Source organism: Streptosporangium sp. NPDC048886 (genome assembly GCF_055586905.1).
Genome location: NZ_JBVJHH010000001.1, coordinates 364,678 through 380,933 on the forward strand (window position 1 = coordinate 364,678; position 16,256 = coordinate 380,933).

The 16,256-nt window shown below is 70.3% G+C and carries 16 protein-coding genes; 10 read left to right on the plus strand and 6 right to left on the minus strand.

Annotated elements, in window-relative coordinates; all coding sequences use genetic code 11:
- Positions 1 to 70: 70 nt before the first annotated feature.
- A complete protein-coding gene (gene lepA, locus ACZ6R6_RS01575) occupies positions 71 to 1,912 on the plus strand; it encodes a translation elongation factor 4 (protein ID WP_470089280.1) in 1,842 nt (613 codons plus the stop codon).
- 85 nt (positions 1,913 to 1,997) lie between these two features.
- On the opposite strand, the gene ACZ6R6_RS01580 is transcribed toward lepA, so the two are convergent.
- Positions 1,998 to 3,275 (minus strand): glycoside hydrolase family 18 protein, encoded by a 1,278-nt coding sequence (locus ACZ6R6_RS01580; protein WP_470089282.1) that lies wholly within the window; start codon positions 3,273 to 3,275, stop codon positions 1,998 to 2,000.
- Between the two features lie 180 nt (positions 3,276 to 3,455).
- On the opposite strand from ACZ6R6_RS01580, the gene hemW reads away from it, so the two are divergent.
- Positions 3,456 to 4,667: a radical SAM family heme chaperone HemW gene (hemW, locus tag ACZ6R6_RS01585; RefSeq protein ID WP_470089284.1), complete on the plus strand. Its 1,212-nt coding sequence runs from the start codon at positions 3,456 to 3,458 to the stop codon at positions 4,665 to 4,667.
- A 136-nt stretch (positions 4,668 to 4,803) separates the two neighbouring features.
- On the opposite strand, the gene ACZ6R6_RS01590 is transcribed toward hemW, so the two are convergent.
- Genes ACZ6R6_RS01590 through ACZ6R6_RS01600 form a run of 3 tightly spaced genes read right to left on the minus strand, consistent with a single transcriptional unit; the run spans position 4,804 to position 7,126 of the window.
- Positions 4,804 to 5,496, minus strand: coding sequence for a DUF4870 domain-containing protein (locus tag ACZ6R6_RS01590; RefSeq protein ID WP_470089286.1), 693 nt, complete (start codon positions 5,494 to 5,496; stop codon positions 4,804 to 4,806).
- Between the two features lie 24 nt (positions 5,497 to 5,520).
- The gene (locus ACZ6R6_RS01595) at positions 5,521 to 6,336 is read right to left on the minus strand and encodes a DUF3097 domain-containing protein (RefSeq protein WP_470089509.1); all 816 of its coding nucleotides are present in this window, start codon (positions 6,334 to 6,336) and stop codon (positions 5,521 to 5,523) included.
- Between the two features lie 55 nt (positions 6,337 to 6,391).
- Complete coding sequence (locus tag ACZ6R6_RS01600) at positions 6,392 to 7,126, minus strand: hypothetical protein (RefSeq protein WP_470089287.1); 735 nt, start codon at positions 7,124 to 7,126, stop codon at positions 6,392 to 6,394.
- A gap of 179 nt (positions 7,127 to 7,305) precedes the next feature.
- Here ACZ6R6_RS01600 and hrcA point away from each other — a divergent pair, with 179 nt between their 5' ends.
- The 3 genes from hrcA (at position 7,306) to ACZ6R6_RS01615 (ending at position 10,293) form a co-directional block, all read left to right on the plus strand.
- Positions 7,306 to 8,319, plus strand: a complete 1,014-nt coding sequence (gene hrcA, locus ACZ6R6_RS01605) for a heat-inducible transcriptional repressor HrcA (protein WP_470089510.1) — start codon at positions 7,306 to 7,308, stop codon at positions 8,317 to 8,319.
- Between the two features lie 12 nt (positions 8,320 to 8,331).
- Positions 8,332 to 9,474, plus strand: a complete 1,143-nt coding sequence (gene dnaJ, locus ACZ6R6_RS01610) for a molecular chaperone DnaJ (protein WP_470089289.1) — start codon at positions 8,332 to 8,334, stop codon at positions 9,472 to 9,474.
- Positions 9,475 to 9,561: 87 nt separating this feature from the next.
- Positions 9,562 to 10,293 (plus strand): 16S rRNA (uracil(1498)-N(3))-methyltransferase, encoded by a 732-nt coding sequence (locus ACZ6R6_RS01615; protein WP_470089291.1) that lies wholly within the window; start codon positions 9,562 to 9,564, stop codon positions 10,291 to 10,293.
- A gap of 36 nt (positions 10,294 to 10,329) precedes the next feature.
- Here ACZ6R6_RS01615 and ACZ6R6_RS01620 read toward each other — a convergent pair whose 3' ends face one another.
- Positions 10,330 to 10,992 carry a hypothetical protein gene (locus ACZ6R6_RS01620; protein ID WP_470089292.1) on the minus strand — a complete coding sequence of 221 codons (663 nt, stop codon included), beginning with the start codon at positions 10,990 to 10,992 and terminating at the stop codon, positions 10,330 to 10,332.
- On the minus strand, positions 10,989 to 11,468 hold the full coding sequence (locus ACZ6R6_RS01625; protein ID WP_306858550.1) for a SigE family RNA polymerase sigma factor: 480 nt from the start codon (positions 11,466 to 11,468) through the stop codon (positions 10,989 to 10,991). Before ACZ6R6_RS01625 ends, ACZ6R6_RS01620 begins: the two co-directional genes overlap by 4 nt.
- Before the next feature lie 285 nt (positions 11,469 to 11,753).
- Between ACZ6R6_RS01625 and ACZ6R6_RS01630 the strand changes: the two genes are divergently transcribed.
- From ACZ6R6_RS01630 to ACZ6R6_RS01650, 5 genes are all read left to right on the plus strand, one after another.
- Entirely contained in the window at positions 11,754 to 12,104 is a 351-nt protein-coding gene (locus ACZ6R6_RS01630; protein WP_470089512.1) for a histidine triad nucleotide-binding protein, read from the plus strand.
- A gap of 91 nt (positions 12,105 to 12,195) precedes the next feature.
- Positions 12,196 to 13,260, plus strand: a complete 1,065-nt coding sequence (locus ACZ6R6_RS01635) for a PhoH family protein (protein WP_470089294.1) — start codon at positions 12,196 to 12,198, stop codon at positions 13,258 to 13,260.
- 85 nt (positions 13,261 to 13,345) lie between these two features.
- Positions 13,346 to 13,828: an rRNA maturation RNase YbeY gene (gene ybeY / locus ACZ6R6_RS01640; RefSeq protein ID WP_306857119.1), complete on the plus strand. Its 483-nt coding sequence runs from the start codon at positions 13,346 to 13,348 to the stop codon at positions 13,826 to 13,828.
- A complete protein-coding gene (locus ACZ6R6_RS01645) occupies positions 13,825 to 15,129 on the plus strand; it encodes a hemolysin family protein (protein WP_470089296.1) in 1,305 nt (434 codons plus the stop codon). The genes ybeY and ACZ6R6_RS01645 overlap by 4 nt, the downstream gene beginning before the upstream one ends.
- Positions 15,130 to 15,831: 702 nt before the next feature.
- Positions 15,832 to 16,248, plus strand: a complete 417-nt coding sequence (locus ACZ6R6_RS01650) for a hypothetical protein (protein WP_470089298.1) — start codon at positions 15,832 to 15,834, stop codon at positions 16,246 to 16,248.
- Positions 16,249 to 16,256 lie beyond the last annotated feature (8 nt).

Genomic DNA, 16,256 nt, shown 5'->3' on the forward strand with positions numbered 1-16,256 from the left:
ACATGTCACCATGGAAGACGGCTGGTATGCCAGTCGTAGATCGTCGTCAATCCCGTCGAAACGGACACCGGTGCGCATTCAGCCTGGCCAGACCGATCCCGCGGTGATCCGCAACTTCTGCATCATCGCGCACATCGACCATGGCAAGTCAACCCTTGCCGACCGCATGCTGCAGATCACCGGTGTGGTCGACGACCGCTCCATGCGCGCCCAGTACCTCGACCGGATGGACATCGAGCGCGAGCGCGGCATCACCATCAAGTCGCAGGCGGTCCGGCTGCCGTGGCAGGTGGACGGCACCGACTACGTCCTCAACATGATCGACACTCCCGGGCACGTCGACTTCACCTACGAGGTGTCCCGCTCGCTGCAGGCGTGTGAGGGCGCGATCCTGCTGGTCGACGCCGCGCAGGGGATCGAGGCGCAGACTCTGGCCAACCTCTACCTGGCCATGAACAACGACATGACGATCATCCCGGTGCTCAACAAGATCGACCTTCCGGCCGCCCAGCCGGAGAAGTACGCCGCGGAGATCGCCCACCTCATCGGCTGCGAGCCGGAGGACGTGCTCAAGGTCTCCGGCAAGACCGGCGTGGGCGTCCGGGAGCTGCTCGACCACGTCGTGCAGAACATCCCGGCCCCGGTCGGCGACGCCGACGCGCCCGCCCGCGCGCTGATCTTCGACTCCGTCTACGACACGTACCGGGGTGTGATCACCTACGTCCGGGTCATGGACGGCCACCTGGGCAAGCGCGAGCGCATCCAGATGATGTCCACCGCCGCCTCCCACGAGACCCTGGAGATCGGCGTCATCTCCCCCGAGCCGAAGATCGCCGACAAGGGTCTGGGCGTCGGCGAGGTGGGCTATCTGATCACCGGTGTGAAGGACGTCCGCCAGTCGCGGGTCGGTGACACCGTCACCTCCCTCGGGCGGCCGGCCACCGAGCCGCTCAGCGGCTACGAGCACCCCAAGCCCATGGTGTTCTCGGGCCTCTACCCGATCGACGGCGACGACTACCCCGAGCTCCGCGAGGCGCTGGACAAGCTCCAGCTCAACGACGCCGCCCTGGTCTACGAGCCGGAGACCTCCGCGGCCCTCGGCTTCGGCTTCCGCTGCGGCTTCCTCGGCCTGCTCCACATGGAGATCGTCCGTGAGCGCCTGGAGCGCGAGTTCAACCTCTCGCTCATCTCCACCGCGCCCAACGTGATCTACCGAGTGATCATGGAGGACGGCAAGGAGGTCACCGTCACCAACCCGTCGGAGTTCCCCACGGGCAAGGTCGACCAGGTCTTCGAGCCGATGGTGAAGTCCACGGTGCTGGTGCCCTCGGAGTTCATCGGCGCGATCATGGAGCTCTGCCAGAACCGCCGGGGCAACCTGCAGGGCATGGACTACCTGTCGGAGGACCGCGTCGAGATCCGCTACACCATGCCGCTCGGCGAGATCATCTTCGACTTCTTCGACCAGCTCAAGTCCCGCACGCGCGGCTACGCCTCGCTGGACTACGAGCCCTCGGGGGAGCAGGAGTCCGACCTGGTCAAGGTCGACATCCTGCTCCAGGGCGAGGCGGTCGACGCCTTCAGCGCCATCGTCCACAAGGACAAGGCCTACGGCTACGGCGTCGAGATGGCCAAGAAGCTCCGCGAGCTCATCCCGAGGCAGCAGTTCGAGGTCCCGATCCAGGCGGCCATCGGCGCCCGTGTCATCGCCCGCGAGAACATCCGCGCCATCCGCAAGGACGTCCTGGCCAAGTGCTACGGCGGTGACATCTCCCGTAAGCGCAAGCTGCTGGAGAAGCAGAAGGAGGGCAAGAAGCGGATGAAGATGGTCGGCCGCGTCGAGGTCCCCCAGGAGGCGTTCGTCGCCGCGCTGTCCACCGAGTCCTCCTCCGCCGACAAGACCAAGAAGTAGCCGGCGGCCCGCCCGTCCGGAGCGGGCGGGCGGGGCCGCCGGTGACCCAGGACCTGCGGCCCCGCCCAGTCCGGGGACGGGCGACTCAGCGCAGGACGCTGTAGAGCGCCGAGGTCAGCGAGGCCCTGGCGTCGTCCTGGTCGATGGACCACATCATGGAGCCGCCGAGACCCTTGAGGCGGATGTAGGCCGCCTTCTGGACCACCGTGGCCGGGTCGTCGTAGGACCAGAACTCGTTGCCGTCATATATCCAGTTGCTGCCGGTCCTCAGGTCGCGGTAGCGCTTGCCGGGCTTGTTCACCAGGTTCTTGTAGTCGTCGCTGCCGGCCGCCCAGGTGCCGGGCGCGGGACCGGTGGCGGTGCCGTACAGGCCGTTGCGGCCGCCGGTGACGCCGGTCCAGCCCTGGCCGTACGCCGGGATGCCGACGACGATCTTCCTGGCCGGGGCGCCGCGCGACAGGTAGTCGCGGACGGTCTGGTCCACGCTGTACTTCACCGGGCTGGGGTCGCGCCGGTCGGTGAGCAGGTTGCCGTTGTGGCCGGTGACGTTCTCCCACGGACCGTGCAGGTCGTAGCCCTGGACGGTGGCGAAGGTGAGGTGCTTGAAGACGTCGCGGACCTCGAAGCCCGCGTCGATCTTGGCAGCGGCGGCGGGCAGGTAGGCGGTCAGCTCGCTCCGCCGGTCCAGCTCGTTCATCTGGCGGCGCAGCTCGGCGGTGAACAGCGTGAAGTTCTGCTTGTCCTCGGGCCGGATGACGTTGCCCTCGTTGCCGGAGGAGCCCGGCCACTCCCAGTCGAGGTCGATGCCGTCGAAGACGCCGGCTCCGGCGCCGGGCGCGGTGCCGGGCAGGTTGCCCTTGAGCCACAGGTCCACGCAGGAGGCCGCCAGCCTGGCGCGCCCCTCGGGGGTCAGCACCGCGTCGGAGAAGTACTTCGAGCCCGACCAGCCGCCGAGGGAGATGAGCGCCTTCAGGCCGGGATGCTTGGCCTTGAGCTTCTTCAACTGGTTCAGGTTGCCGTTCAGCGCCTGGCCCTCGGCGTCGCCGACGCCGTCCACGCTCTGCCCGACGGGGACCGGGCGCTGCCAGTCGGCCCACGCGTCGGAGGAGACGCAGTCGCCGCCGGCGCTGACGGAGCCGAAGGCGTAGTTGACGTGGGTCAGCTTGGCGGCGGCGCCGGTGGTGTCCAGGTCCTTGACGTGGTAGTTGCGGCCGTAGACGCCCCACTGGATGAAGTAGGCGACCCGCTTGAAGCGGTCGCCGTGGTCCGGGGCGGTCCGGGCCTGAGCCGGTGCCGGTACGGCTGTCGCCGTGAGGCCCGCGGCGATGACCGCCGCGAGCGTGTGCCGGAGGAGTCTCTGCACGGGCTTCTCCACTTGCGTCGGGGGGTTAACTTATAGGAAACTTTCCTTTAAGTTTTCACGGATCGTAGACTTGGCCGATCTGGGCGTCAACGGTCTGCCGCTGATTTGCTGCATAGGCGGCCACCGCGGTGCGCCGGCCGCCGTTCCGGGCACCCGGACGGGAGCGGCAGACTTGGTGTCGTGCCATCCACTCTTCCCGACGGCGACCCCGTACCGGCCTCGGGCCGGCTCCCCGACAGCGCGCTCCACGGGCTCGGCGGGCGACCCTTCGGCTTCTACGTCCACGTGCCCTTCTGTGTGACCCGCTGCGGCTACTGCGACTTCAACACCTACACGGCCGCCGAGCTCGGTCCCGGCGCCTCGCACCGTGACTACGCCGACACCGCGATCGACGAGGTACGGCGGGCACGGGCCATCCTCGGCGGGGCGGACCTCCCGGTCGAGACGGTGTTCTTCGGCGGAGGCACCCCGACCCTGCTGCCCGCCGGAGACCTGGTCCGGATCCTGGCGGCGATCGAGGAGGAGTTCGGGCTGGCCCCCGGCGCCGAGGTGACCACCGAGGCCAACCCCGAGTCCGTGGACCGGGCCTACCTGGCCGAGCTGCGCGGCGGCGGGTTCACCCGGATGAGCTTCGGCATGCAGAGCGCCCGCGAGCACGTGCTGGAGGTGCTGGAGCGCCGGCACACCCCCGGCCGGCCGGCGCAGGCCGTACGGGAGGCCAGGGAGGCCGGGTTCGACCACGTGAACCTGGACCTGATCTACAGCACGCCGGGGGAGAGCGACGACGACTGGCGGGCCTCGCTGGCCGCGGCGATCGAGGCCGGGCCCGACCACGTGTCCGCCTACTCGCTGATCGTCGAGGACGGCACCAGGCTGGCGGCCAGGATCCGGCGCGGCGAGCTGCCCATGCCCGACGACGACGTGGCCGCCGACCGCTATCTCATCGCCGACGCCATGCTCGCCGAGGCCGGCTTCGAGTGGTACGAGGTGTCCAACTGGGCGACCTCGGAGGCCGGGCGCTGCCGGCACAACCTGCTCTACTGGACCGGCGGCGACTGGTGGGGCGTCGGCCCCGGCGCGCACAGCCACGTCGGCGGCACCCGGTGGTGGAACGTCAAGCATCCGGCCGCCTACGCCCGGCGGCTGGCCTCCGGCGTCTCGCCCGCGCACGCCCGCGAGGTGCTCACCTCGGAGGACAGGGCGGTGGAGCGGCTGATGCTGGAGCTCAGGCTCGCCCAGGGGTTCCCGCTCGAGGAGATCCGGCGGCCACCGGTCGTCGCCAGGGCGCTGGCCGACGGGCTGCTCGAGATGGAACCGTTCAAGGCGGGCCGCGCGGTGCTGACACTGCGCGGGCGGCTGCTGGCCGACGCCCTGGTGCGGGACCTGACCTGAGGGCCTGTCCACGGCGCCCTCCGGACCCGCGTGACGGCCCTCGGATCCGCGTGAGTGCGGGCCCGGGGTCCGTCACGGGCGCCGGGAGGCTGTGCCGGCGCCCGGGGGCGGCTGAGGGCCGGGCGTGCGCCGGTGGTCAGCTGACGAAGCGGATGTTCATCGGATAGCGGTAGCTCTCCCCCCGGTTGGCCGCGACGGAGGCCATGATCATCAAGGCGAGCGACCCGATCCAGAGCACGAAGATCAGGAGGAAGCCGATCAGCACGAACGCCAGGACCCAGGAGACGAAGTAGGCGATCATCAGGGTGAGCTGGAAGTTGAGCGCCTCGGCCGCCTGGCTCCGCACGTAGGGGGACTCGTCCTTCTTCACGAGATACAGCACCAGCGGGCCGACGAACGAGGTCAGCAGGCCCAGCAGGTGGGCGAGCATGGCCATGGTGGTCTCGTCACGGCTGGGCCGCCAGCCGTAGCCCCCCTGCTGGGGCGGGTATCCGTAGCCGACCGGCTGGCCGTACCCGCCGGTCGGCTGGCCGTAGGCGTCGTACGGCTGGCCGTACCCGCCGGTCGGCTGGCCGTAGGCATCGGATGGCTGGCCGTACCCGCCGGGTGGCTGGCCGTAGGCGTCGTACGGCTGGCCGTACCCGCCGGTCGGCTGGCCGTATCCGCCGGGAGGCGGATACGGCCCCTGGCGGCCGTCCTGGTCGCCGGATCCGTACGGCGCAGCCGCGGGGGGCGGGTAGCCCTGACCGGGCTGGGGCGGCCATCCGGCCTGCCTGGTGGGTTCCTCGCCCGCGGACTCGTACCGCGGGCTCTGGGGACTGTCGCTCATTGCCCCTCCTGATGGGGTGCGGGGTTAGTCATCCTGGCCGGGAACCGTCACGAAGTCGATCAGCTCCTCGACGGGGCCGAGAAGCTCCGGCTCCAGATCGGCGTAGGTGGTGACCGATCCCAGAATGCGGCGCCACGCCTCGGCGGGCTCCAGATCCCAGCCGAGGGCGGCGATGACCCCTTCTTTCCAGGGTATGCCGCGCGGCACCGGCGGCCAGGAGCCGATCCTCAGCACCGAGGGCTTGACCGCCTGCCAGACGTCGACGAACGGGTGCCCGACGACCAGCACGTGCGGCGAGGAGACCTGGGCGGCGATCCGGCTCTCCTTCGAGCCGTGGACCAGGTGGTCGACGAGCACGCCCAGGCGGCGGCCGGGGCCGGGTCCGAACTCCTCGACGATCGAGGGCAGGTGGTCGACCCCTTCGAGATACTCCACGACCACGCCCTCCACCCGGAGGTCGTGGCCCCAGACCTTCTCCACGAGCGCGGCGTCGTGCACGCCCTCCACGTAGATCCGGCTCTCCTTGGCCACCTGGGCCCGCAGGCCCTCCACCGCGATCGAACCCGAGGCGCTCCGCCTCGGAGCCCGCGGCGCGGCGGTGGGCCGGACCAGCGTCACCACCTTGCCCTCCAGGAGGAACGCGGCGGGCTCCAGCGGGAACAGCCGCCGCCGCCCGAACCGGTCCTCCAGCGTGACGGCCTCCTTGTCGCAGGCCACCACGGCGCCGCAGAAGCCGCCGTCGGCGTCCTCCACGACCAGGTCGAGCTCCGCGGGGACCTGGGGGATCTTCCCCTTGAGGGGGCGCCGCCAGTTCTCCGACAGCACGTCGCGCTCGTACATCACCGGCCGCTCGCTCTCTCGTCAGGGATCAAGTGGACGGTAGCAAAAGCCGTGATCACCTGCCGTAGGCTCCCGGCTGCCCCCACTGCCCCGCCGCGGCGGCGGCCTGGCGCCTGCGGGCGCCGCTCCGCCTGACCAGCACGACGATCGTCACGATGACGGCCAGCAGGAAGCCCAGACCCGGCACCGCGAACAGCGCGACCGCGCCGCCCACCACCGAGTCGGCGACGATCTCCCTGCCGACGCCGAACTTGGCGGGCGCCCCCTCGGAGGTGGTGCACGTGAGCTGGTAGTCGCCGGCCTTGTCCACCCCGATCCGCAGGGCCAGCTCCCAGACGACGCCGTCGGAGGTGACGGTCTGCTGCACGCCCGGCTGCTGGAGCCGGACCTTCTCCGGATCGCCCTGGATCTGGCACTCGAAGTTGGTGCCCGTCTCGGCGGAGACGTAGATCGCGGGCTTGTCCGCCGGGTCGAGCTTGACCGTCACGGTCTTGCCCGGCTCGAACGAGCTGGTGGGCGCGGCGTCGGTGATCGCGCTGAAGATGCCGCCGGCGAAACCGGCGATGCCGACGATCACGCTGAGGACGAAGACCAGCCAGGCGCCGACGATCCAGCCGACGCTGGGCTTGACCTTCGTCTTCGGCGGCGGCCCCTGGGGTGCGCCGTAACCGGGGGAGGCGTAGCCGTAGGAAGGGGCGCCCTGGTGCTGGCCGTAGGGCTGCTGGGGGGCGCCGTAGCCGGGGGCGCCGGAGGGGGCGCCGCCCGAGGGGGATCCGAAATCGTGGGACATGTCGTAAATTGTGGGTCTTGCCGCTTGTATCCCGATAGCAGTTGACTTGACAGTTGCTTGGGCCCGTCATCCTGACGCCGTGTTATCGCACCCCGTGGGCTGGAGCCGTACACTTGGCACTCGGGAACACAGAGTGCCAGACCTGGTGTTTCGCATTCGGGTGCAGGGAGGTGAGCACGTTGGTCGACGACCGCAAGCTGGCGGTTCTCCGCGCCATCGTCGAGGATTACGTGTCCACCAACGAGCCGGTGGGCTCCAAGGCCCTCGTCGAGCGGCACAACCTGGGTGTGTCGTCGGCGACCATCCGCAACGACATGGCGGTGCTGGAGGAGCAGGGCTACATCGCCCAGCCCCACACCAGCGCCGGCCGGGTGCCCACGGACAAGGGCTACCGGCTGTTCGTCGACAGGCTCTCGCAGGTGAAGCCGTTGTCGAGCGCGGAGAAGAGGGCCATCGAGAGCTTCCTTGCCGGCGCCGTCGACATCGACGACGTCGTGATGCGCACGGTGCGGCTGCTGGCGCAGCTGACCCGGCAGGTCGCCGTCGTGCAATACCCCACGCTGACCAGCTCCACGGTCCGGCACGTCGAGCTGATCCCGCTGAGCGAGCGCAGGCTGATGTTCGTGCTCATCACCAACACGGGACGGGTCGAGCAGCGCGTGGTCGAACTGCCCGACGTGGTGGACGAGACCCGTGTCGCCCATCTCCGCGCGACTCTCAACGCCTGCCTCGACGGGTGCGGGCTGGCCAGGGTCCCCGACACGGTCGCCGACCTGCCCGAGCGACTGCCGGCCGAGGACCGGCCGTTCGCGGCCACGGTCCTGTCGGTGCTGCTGGAGTCCCTCGTGGACCGGCATGATGAAAAGATCGTTTTCGCCGGGGCGGCCAACCTCGCGGGAGCCGACTTCACCGTCGGGCTCCGCGACGTGCTGGAGGCCCTGGAAGAGCAGGTCGTGCTCATACGCCTGCTCGGTGAGACCTCCGACCTGTCGGCGCTGACGGTGCGGATCGGCTCGGAGAACCCCTACACCGGACTCCAGGGCACGTCGATCGTCGTCGCCGGATACGGTTCGGGGGACAAGCAACTGGCCCGGCTCGGTGTGCTGGGTCCGACGCGAATGGACTACCCGGTCACGATGGGCGCGGTGCGCGCGGTGGCACGCTACGTCAGCCAGATCCTGGCTGCATCCTAAGAGGTCAACTAAGTGGCTAAGAGCGACTACTACGGCACCCTCGGGGTGCGCCGTGACGCCAGTGCGGAAGAGATCAAGAAGGCGTATCGCCGCCTGGCGCGGGAGCTGCATCCCGACGTGAACCCCGATCCTGAGACCCAGGAGCGGTTCAAGGACATCACCCAGGCCTACGAGGTCCTGTCCGATCCCAACAAGCGCCAGATGTACGACATGGGCGCCGATCCGTTCTCCTCCGGCGGCGGTGCGGGCCCGGGCGGATTCGGGGCGGGCTTCCCCTTCAGCGACATCATGGACGCCTTCTTCGGCGCGGCCGGCGGCGGCGGCGCCCGCGGACCCAGGTCGCGTGCCCGCCGGGGCCGCAACGCCACCATCCGGGTGGAGCTCGACCTGCGCGAGTCGGCCTTCGGCACCACCCGCGAGCTGGTCGTCGACACCGCCGTGCTCTGCGAGGTCTGCACGGGCTCCGGCGCCGCGTCCGGCACCCACCCCGACACCTGCGACATGTGTCACGGCCGGGGCGAGGTCTCCCAGGTCACCCGGTCCTTCCTCGGCCAGGTCATGACCTCCCGCCCCTGTCCCCAGTGCGGCGGGTTCGGTTCGATCATCCGCAACCCCTGCCAGGAGTGCTCCGGCGACGGCCGGGTCCGCACCCGGCGGACCATCAAGGTCCGCATCCCGGCCGGTGTCGAGGACGGCACCCACATCCAGCTCGCCGGCGAGGGCGAGATCGGCCCGGGCGGCGGCCCGCCCGGCGACCTGTTCCTGGAGATCGTCGAGCGCCCGCACGAGATCTTCGAGCGCCGCGGCGACGACCTGCACTGCACCGTGCAGATCCCGATGACCGCGGCCGCGCTGGGCACCGTCCTGACCATGGAGACGCTCGACGGCGCCGAGGAGCTCGACATCCGGCCGGGCACCCAGTCCGGCCAGACCATCCCGCTCTACGGCCGCGGCGTCCAGCGCCTCAACGAGAACGGCCGTGGCGACCTGCTGATCCACGTCAACGTGGAGACCCCGGCCCGCCTCGACCCGGCCCAGGAGGAGCTCATGCGCGAGCTCGCCAAGCTCCGCGGCGAGGAGCGCCCGCCCGGCAAGTTCGCCCCCGGCCAGCAGGGGTTCTTCTCCAGGCTGCGGGACGCCTTCAATGGCCGCTGACGGCGGCCTCCCCGGGCCGGGCCGGGCCGTCCGGTCCGGCCGGGCCGCAGGCGTCCGCCGGCCCGGTCCGCACGTCCCGGCCGGCCGATGACGGTCCCGGTCTTCCTGGCCGAACCGGTCGACCTGGCCCGGGCGGAGTTCACCTTCGGCGGCCCCGAGGGGCGCCACGCGGCGGCCGTACGCCGGCTGCGGGCCGGGGAGCGGCTCGACCTGACCGACGGCGCGGGCACCGTCGCCGAGTGCGTGGTCCGGGAGGTCGGCAAGGACTCCCTCCGCGTCGAGGTGCTGCGCCGCTACGACGTGCCGGCCCCGCGGCCCCGCCTGGTCGTGGTGCAGGGACTGCCCAAAGGCGACCGGGGCGAGCTGGCTGTGGAGATGATGACCGAGGCCGGGGTCGACGTGATCGTGCCCTGGGCCGCGGCCCGGTGCGTCACCCAGTGGAAGGGCGAGCGGGCCGTCAAGTCGCTGAACCGCTGGCGCTCCACGGCGAGGGAGGCGGGCAAGCAGTCCCGCCGCTTCCACCTGCCCGAGGTGACCGAGCCCGCCACCACCGCCGAGGTCGCCGCGCTGCTGTCGGCGGCCGCCCTGGGCGTCGTGCTGCACGAGGAGGCGGCCTCCCCGCTGTCGGCCCTGGAGCTCCCCGGCGCCGGTGACATCGTCGTGGTGGTCGGCCCCGAGGGCGGTGTCGGCCCGGAGGAGATCGACGCCTTCCGCGCGGCGGGGGCCGTGGCGGCGCTGCTCGGGCCGACGGTGCTGCGCACCTCGACGGCCGGGGTCGCCGCCGCGGCGGTGCTCCAGACGCGCACCGGCCGCTGGTGACGGGCCAGCCGTACCGAGCTGAGAGGTTGGGTACGGCTAGCCGCCGGAGGAGATGGTGGTCGTCTCCGTCGGCATCGGAGCCGACTGGTCGTCCGTCGGCGGGCACTCCTCGACCGAGCACGGGCTGCCCGAGGGGGCGGACGACTCCGAGGGCCTCGGAGTCGGCGCCGGCGTCCGGCACTCCTCGGTGAGCTCCCCGGGCTCGACCGCCGTGCCGTCGGGCGGAGTCGTGGGGCAGGTGGGCGACGGGGTGGGCTCCGGGGTCGGCGTGGGCTTGTGCGTCGGCTTCGGGCTCGGCTTCGGGTGCGGCGCCGAGGACCTGGAGTGGGTGGGCGTCGGCAGGGGCCCGGTGACGCCGGGTTCGGGCTTGGTGACGACCGGGAGCGGATCGTCGCCGTTGGAGGGGGCCCGCGAGGTGGCGGACATGTCAGGTGGGGTCGACTGGGTGAAGTTGACGTCGTTCACCTGCCGGGTCACCTGCTCGCGGAACTCCGGGACCACCATGACGACGGTGGCCGCGACCAGGACGGCTCCCGCGACCGAGGCTCCGGCGCGCCACCACATCAGCCCGCGGATCCCGCGTCTTTCCACGCGGGCGCGGATGATCTCCAGGCCGTCCGGGGAGGGAACGACCGAGTCCGCCTCCGCGCTGAGGACACGGCGGAGCAGCTCGCCGTACTCGTCGGGGGACTCGGTCATGACAGTTGCTCCAGTGTGGTCCGTAGGGCGGCCATGCCGCGAGCCGTGTGGCTCTTGACCGCGCCCTTGCTGATGCCCATGGCATGGGCGATCTGCGCTTCTGACAGGTCTCCGTAATAGCGCAGAACCAGTGCCTCCCGCTGGCGCGCGGGCAGGCCGCGGAGTGCCTCGATGACGGCGGACCGCTCGAACTCGCCGATCGCGCCGTTCTCGGCGCTCGGTGCGTCGGGCATGCCCTTGGGAGCGTACTTCTCCACGACCGCCCGGTGCCGAAGCACCGAGCGCGATCGGTTGACGACCGATTGGCGCAGGTAGGCGAGTGCCTTGTCGGTGTCGCGCAGCCGCCGCCAGGCGCCATGGATGGCGACGAAGGCGTCCTGCACGACTTCCTCCGCGGTTGCCATGTCGCGGACGAGCAGCACGGCGAGGCGCACGAGCGACCGATAGTGCGCGCTGTAGAGCGCGGTAACGGCCATGTCGGCGTCCCACCCGACGGGCACCGCCCCGAGCGACCTGTCGGCCACGAGGGTCTCGGTGGTCACATCAGTGGGACGCTCGGCCTTCCCAGAGGGTTTACGCTCTTCCGGTTCATTAGGGGGCATGACCCAGTCGTGTCCTCGCCAGGCGGCCATATCGTGCGGATCGCAATGGTCTGTAGTTGTTGAAGTTTTGCATACCCACCTTATCCGGGTGGATCTTTCTTTGCTGGCGATGGACCATCACCGATTGACAACGTCACCGACAGATAGGGTGCCTGCATGGTGAGCGAAGCCGACTGCCTGTTCTGCAAGATCGTCGCCGGGGAGATCCCCGCGAAGATCGTCCATGAGACCGACCGCACGCTGGCCTTCCGGGACGTCAACCCGCAGGCCCCCACCCACGTACTCGTGGTCCCCAAAGACCATTACCCGGACGCGGCCGCGCTGGCCGCGGCCGACGACGGGCTCGCCGACGACGTGCTCAAGGCGGCGCACGCCGTCGCCGAGCAGGAGGGCGTCGCGGCCTCGGGATACCGCCTGGTCTTCAACACCGGCCCCGGGGCCGGCCAGACCGTCCCTCACGTGCACGGACACGTGCTCGGCGGACGCGGCCTGACCTGGCCGCCCGGGTAAAACCGACAAGCGCGATCACGTCGATCACGGATACCATGGCGTAGAAGTCCCACGCCGATATCTGGAGGCGAACAGGCCGAAAGGCCCGTCTATGTCCGAGACAAACGATTCCAGCAGAACATCCCCGCCACGATCGAAGGGTCCCAGCCGGACCCAGGCGAAGGTGGTGATTCCGGATGATCATTCGATGGTCAGCCTGCTGGGCTCGCGCGACGAGCTGTTGCGGGTCATCGAGGGCGCCTTCCGCGCCGACATCCACGTCCGGGGCAACGAGATAACCATCACCGGCAGCCCGGAGGAGAGCAGCGTCGTGGTGCGCCTGTTCGAGGAGCTGTCCGAGCTCGTCCAGGGAGGCGCCGAGCTGACGACGGACGCGGTGGAGCGCAGCATCGCGATGCTGCGCATGAGCTCCGACCGTCCGGCCGAGGTGCTCTCCCTCGACATCATCTCCTCGCGGGGCCGGACCATCCGCCCGAAGACGGTCAACCAGAAACGCTACGTCGACGCGATCGACAGGCACACCGTCGTCTTCGGCATCGGCCCCGCCGGCACCGGCAAGACCTATCTCGCGATGGCCAAGGCCGTGCGGGCCCTTCAGGAGAAGAAGGTCAACCGGATCATCCTCACCCGCCCCGCGGTCGAGGCCGGTGAGCGGCTGGGCTTCCTGCCCGGCACGCTCTACGAGAAGATCGACCCCTACCTGCGCCCCCTCTACGACGCGCTGCACGACATGCTCGACCCCGAGTCGATCCCCCGGCTGATGGCCGCGGGCACGATCGAGGTCGCTCCCCTCGCCTACATGCGCGGCCGCACGCTCAACGACGCCTTCATCATCCTGGACGAGGCGCAGAACACCTCGCCCGAGCAGATGAAGATGTTCCTGACGCGGCTGGGCTTCAACTCGAAGATCGTCGTCACCGGTGACGTCACCCAGGTCGACCTGCCCAATGGCACCCAGAGCGGCCTGAGGGTGGTGCAGGAGATCCTCGACGGCATCGCCGACATCCACTTCAGCCGCCTGACCAGTGTCGACGTGGTGCGGCACAAGCTCGTCAGCGACATCGTGGACGCCTACGGGCGCTATGACGAGACGCAGCGGCAGAGCGCGCCTCAGGCGATCAAGGGCATGGTCAAGCGCCCGCGGGAGAGAAGATGAGCACGCAGCGGATCCGGCGCGGCGGGCGGAGTGGGTCACGGGGCACGATCGGGCCGCGTGGCGAGCGAGGAACGGTGAACGGACAGTGAGCATCGAGGTCAACAACGAATCCGGCGTCGAGGTCGACGAAGGACTCATCGTCTCGCTGGCCGGCCATGTGCTGGAGCGGATGGACATCAACCCGCTCGCCGAGCTGTCCATCCTGATCGTGGACGAAGAGGCCATGGCGGTGCTGCACGAGCAGTGGATGGGGGAGCCGGGCCCGACGGACGTGCTCTCCTTCCCGATGGACGAGCTCCGCCCCGGTCCGGGCTCCGGAGCCCGGCAGGAGGGCGACGCCCCCACCGACCCGGCGCTCCTGGGCGACGTGGTGCTCTGCCCGCAGGTGGCCGCCAAGCAGGCGGCCGAGGCCGGGCACAGCACCGAGGCGGAGCTGGAGCTGCTGTGCGCGCACGGCATCCTCCACCTGCTCGGCTATGACCACGCCGAGCCCGAGGAGCACAAGGAGATGTTCGGCCTGCAGGGCGAGCTCCTGGAGTCGTGGCGGGAGGTGCGCCCCCAGCGGTGAACCTCGCCAACGGGTGGTTGTTCTCGGCCGTCGTCCTGGTCGTGGTCGGTGGCCTGATAGCCAGTGCGGAGACTGCTCTGGCCCGCATCTCACGGGTGCGGGCGGAGGAGTTCGCCCGTGACGGCCGTCGGGGCGCCGCGCGCCTGCAGGCGATCGTCGCCGATCCGCCGCGCTACCTCAATCTGCTGCTCCTGCTCCGGCTGAGCTGCGAGCTGATCGCCACGGTGATCGCGACGCTGCTGTTCATCGACTGGCTCGGCGACCAGGGCTGGGCCTACGCCGCCGCCGCGGCGGTCATGATCGTGATCAGTTACGTGATCGTCGGCGTGTCCCCGCGCACGCTGGGCCGCCAGCACGCCGAGCCGATCGCGCTCGCCAGCGCCCCCCTCGTATACGGCCTGACCCGGATCTTCGGACCGCTCCCCAAGCTGCTTATCCTGCTGGGCAACGCCGTGACGCCCGGCAAGGGCTTCAGGGAGGGGCCGTTCACCTCCGAGGCCGAGCTGCGCGACCTGGTCGACCTGGCCGAGGAGCGCAGGGTCATCGAGCCGGACGAGCGGGAGATGATCCACTCGGTCTTCGAGCTCGGAGACACCCTGGTCCGCGAGGTCATGGTGCCCCGCACCGACATGGTGTTCATCGAGCGCGGCAAGACGCTGAACCAGGCCCTGTCGCTCGCCCTGCGCAGCGGGTTCTCCCGGATCCCGGTGGTCGGCGAGAACGAGGACGACGTCATCGGCATCGCCTACCTCAAGGACATCGTGCGCCGGGTGCAGGAGACCGGCGACGACGGCCGTGCCGAGCCGGTCGAGACGATCATGCGTCCGGCCACCTACGTGCCGGAGAGCAAGCCCATCGACCAGCTCCTCCGCGAGATGCAGGCCCGCCAGATCCACCAGGCCATCGTCATCGACGAGTACGGCGGGACGGCGGGCCTGGTCACCATCGAGGACGTCCTCGAGGAGATCGTGGGCGAGATCACCGACGAATACGACCAGGAGGCTCCCCGGGTGGAGCCGCTGGATGACGGATCGGTCCGGGTGACCGCCAGGCTGCCCGTGGGCGACCTGGCGGACCTGTTCGGCGTCGAGCTGGAGGTCGACGACGTCGAGACCGTCGGCGGCCTGCTGGCCCACGCGCTCGGCCGGGTGCCGATCGCCGGTTCCGAGGCCGTGGTGGAGGGGCTCAGCCTGACGGCGGAGAGTCTCGCCGGGCGCCGCAACCGGATCGGCACCGTCGTCGTCCGGCGGACCGCTCCGGCCGAGCCCGACTCGGTCGGGGCCTCCGCGGAGCATGACTAGGCACCCGCGCCGGACGTGACCGCCGGCGCGCGGGACGTGACCGCCGATCCGCGCGGGACGTGACCGGGCCCGCCCCGGCGGCCGGCCGGGGTGGGCGCGTGCGCCCGGCGGGGCCCGGTGAGGACCCGGAGCGCAGGGGACGGGCGGCTCCCCCAAGTGGCCCGCAAGCAGGCTGCAAGCGGCGTCCGTCATCGTCGTCTCACGGCACCCGGTCGCGCGGGAGCCGGTGAAGGTGTCCTCGCCGCCGGGAGGGGTCGCGGCGCGCGGGACGGCTTCACAGGGGAGAAGAGCACGGAGACAGGCGTCAGCCGGTTCTGTGTCGCTCGCTAAGGGTGTTCTCAACCGCATAAAGCGGTTGAGAACACCCTTAGGCGTTTCCCGATGATTGCCGCTTTTACCAATGGGGAAGAAAGCGGATCGGCGGGGATAAGACACCTCGCACGTGACATCGGGGGAATAGTCATGACGCGGGGGATTCGAATTGCCGTTGCGGCAGGCGTCTGCGTGGCTCTGGCCGGGACCCTGGCAGCGTGCGGTGCGGAGCCGGAGCAGGCTCGAAAGGACGCCGTCACGGAACTGACACGGTTACGCGGGTTATTACCGAAAGCGCAGGATTTACCGGAGGGATTCTCCTCCTGGTCCGGCGAGGGGTGGAAGTCCCCGTTCCGCCCCGCCGACCGTGACTGCCGGGTCGTTCTCGACATGGCGGGAGGCAGGCTGCCGGGAGAGGCGCAGGGGACCCGGGTGGACGCGACCTACCCGGGAGCCGAGCTCGGCGAGCTGATCGGGGTCGGCCTGGCCTCCTACACCGGCGCCGCCGCCGAGCAGCACTTCGCCGAGCTCACCGAGGCGCTGGAGGGCTGCCCGGTCGCCAGAAGGCGTCAGCCGGGCAGGATCACCTCCCTGCGGGTGTCCAGCCTGAATCTGGACGCCGCCGGCGACGACATGCAGGCCAAGCGGCTGCGCGGCCGGCTGAACGGCTATCCCTACGAGATGCACATGGTCTTCGCCCGCATCGGGGGCACCGTGGTCACGCTGGTGCACACCGGGATCGCCGACGTCGACGTCAGACGCACCCAGCAGCTCGCCCAGTTCCTCGTCGCCCGGGCAGCCCTCTGAACGTGGCC

What these genes read in the sequence shown, in the direction of transcription:
- ACZ6R6_RS01650 (WP_470089298.1), top strand. Translation starts at nt 15,832, where the DNA reads ATGGCGGGAGGCAGGCTGCCGGGAGAGGCGCAGGGGACCCGGGTGGAC.
- ACZ6R6_RS01620 (WP_470089292.1), bottom strand. Translation starts at nt 10,992, where the DNA reads ATGACCGAGTCCCCCGACGAGTACGGCGAGCTGCTCCGCCGTGTCCTC.
- ACZ6R6_RS01615 (WP_470089291.1), top strand. Translation starts at nt 9,562, where the DNA reads ATGACGGTCCCGGTCTTCCTGGCCGAACCGGTCGACCTGGCCCGGGCG.
- ACZ6R6_RS01595 (WP_470089509.1), bottom strand. Translation starts at nt 6,336, where the DNA reads ATGTACGAGCGCGACGTGCTGTCGGAGAACTGGCGGCGCCCCCTCAAG.
- ACZ6R6_RS01625 (WP_306858550.1), bottom strand. Translation starts at nt 11,468, where the DNA reads ATGGCCGTTACCGCGCTCTACAGCGCGCACTATCGGTCGCTCGTGCGC.
- ACZ6R6_RS01635 (WP_470089294.1), top strand. Translation starts at nt 12,196, where the DNA reads ATGTCCGAGACAAACGATTCCAGCAGAACATCCCCGCCACGATCGAAG.
- ACZ6R6_RS01590 (WP_470089286.1), bottom strand. Translation starts at nt 5,496, where the DNA reads ATGAGCGACAGTCCCCAGAGCCCGCGGTACGAGTCCGCGGGCGAGGAA.
- ACZ6R6_RS01600 (WP_470089287.1), bottom strand. Translation starts at nt 7,126, where the DNA reads ATGTCCCACGATTTCGGATCCCCCTCGGGCGGCGCCCCCTCCGGCGCC.